1 pseudogene is annotated in these 1,601 nt (G+C 65.6%); it reads right to left on the bottom strand.

Annotation, left to right across the window (positions count from 1 at the left end):
* A pseudogene (locus EN932_RS35480) lies at positions 1 to 1,601 on the bottom strand (SPOR domain-containing protein); the annotation flags it as partial.

The raw sequence follows: 1,601 nt of genomic DNA, 5'->3' as shown, positions 1-1,601 counted from the left end.
GTAGCGGCCACTTGCGGAGCGGCGGGCGCCGCCGGATCTTCACGCGGCACCAGCGAACCGTCCGACTTGACCACCATGGTCCTCACCTTGCGCGGTGCAATGGCGACGACATCGGCATTTGTGCCCTTGTCTGCATCCTGCAGCACCTGCGCGATGCGGTCCTCGGACTTGGGAGTTGGCGCCGTATTGTCGGCCAAAGCGGCGCCGGCCATCGGCGCGGCGTTGCCGACATCGGTTCCAGCGCCGGCTGCATTCTGGTCCGGCGAAAGATCGATGGCGCGGGCCGGGTCCTTCGCCTGCACGTCCACCGGCTCTTCGGTGTTGGTGACCAGCTTTTCCTGGACCGGCTCGGCGGGCTTGGCGCCCCTGACCGCGTCGTAGACCTTGTTGTCCTGGTTGGGCACCACGGCGCCGCCCGGATTCTCCGGCTTGACCTTGATCGGCGCGTTGTCGGCCTTGACGATGACGGGCGCTTCGCTGCCGCCCTTGCCGCCAAAGGACAGCGCAAAGGCACCGAGACCGCCCGCGACCGCGACCGCGCCGACAATCGCGGCGATGAACAGGCCGCGTCCGCGCGACGGCCTTGCGGCCTCACGCTCGCCGAGACCCGGAACAGCCATCTCCTCGTCGAGTTCGGGATCGTAGTCGAGTTCATCGACGGTGAAATCATCGGCTTGGGAAGCCGGCTGGCTCCCCGGCAGGTTGTCGAGGTCGTAGCCCGAGGCGTCGGCATAACCCGTAGGCGGCGCCGCGCGGGCAGACATTTCCATCGGCCGCGCCGCATAGGTTCGCGCTTCCGGCTCATAGCCCGACTTGATCCCCTCATAGCCCGGCTTGACCCCGTCATAGCCCGGCTTGAGGCTGTCATAGCCCGGCTTGAAGCCCGCGGCATAGGAGCCATCATCGTAAGATGCGCCGGCCGCGTTGCCTGTGGGAGCGGCAGCGACCTCCACCGCGTTCATCTCGGAGAGAAGGCTGGAGAACTCGGCATCGAGATCGTCATAGCCAGGCGACGCCGGCTGGTCTTCCTCGAAGTGCAGTTCGGGGATATCGAGATCGTCCGCCAGCGCCACGACACGCTCGGGCACATCGACCGTCTCGACATCGGGCATGTCTTCGTAACGCGCCGGCTGGCGCGATTGCGGCGCCGATACTGGTGCAGCGGGAGCCAAGGTTTCGACCGGCTCGGACGAACCATAGGACGTCGTGGCGGCGACTGCCGGCGCTGCGGCCATGGATGATGCCACCGAAGCGGCCGGCTGAGCGCTAAACGTAGGCTGCGTGCTGAATGACGGCTGCTGCGGAACCGGCGTCACGCGGCTCCACGAACGCGTCGGCTCTGTCGGTTGGGAACGCTCCGCAAGCCAATCGAAAGAATCCGCCGAATTGTCCCGGGGAGCGGCTTCGTCACGCGGATCAAGGCCCTGGGCCAAAGCCGCGTCCAACGCATCATCGTCGAAATCGACATCGCCAATGGTGTCCGAGTTCGGATCCTGGAGTTCATCAAGCATAAGATCGTCAATATCCGCGTCGGCCGCTTGGGCCGTGCCAACATGTCGATTCTGCTCAGGCGTGGTTTCGTCAAGATCCCAGTCGAGGTC

The sequence above is a fragment of the Mesorhizobium sp. M7A.F.Ca.US.002.01.1.1 genome (assembly GCF_004022955.1).
GTDB classification, from domain to species: domain Bacteria; phylum Pseudomonadota; class Alphaproteobacteria; order Rhizobiales; family Rhizobiaceae; genus Mesorhizobium; species Mesorhizobium ciceri.
This window is presented reverse-complemented; position numbering and strand designations above follow the sequence as displayed.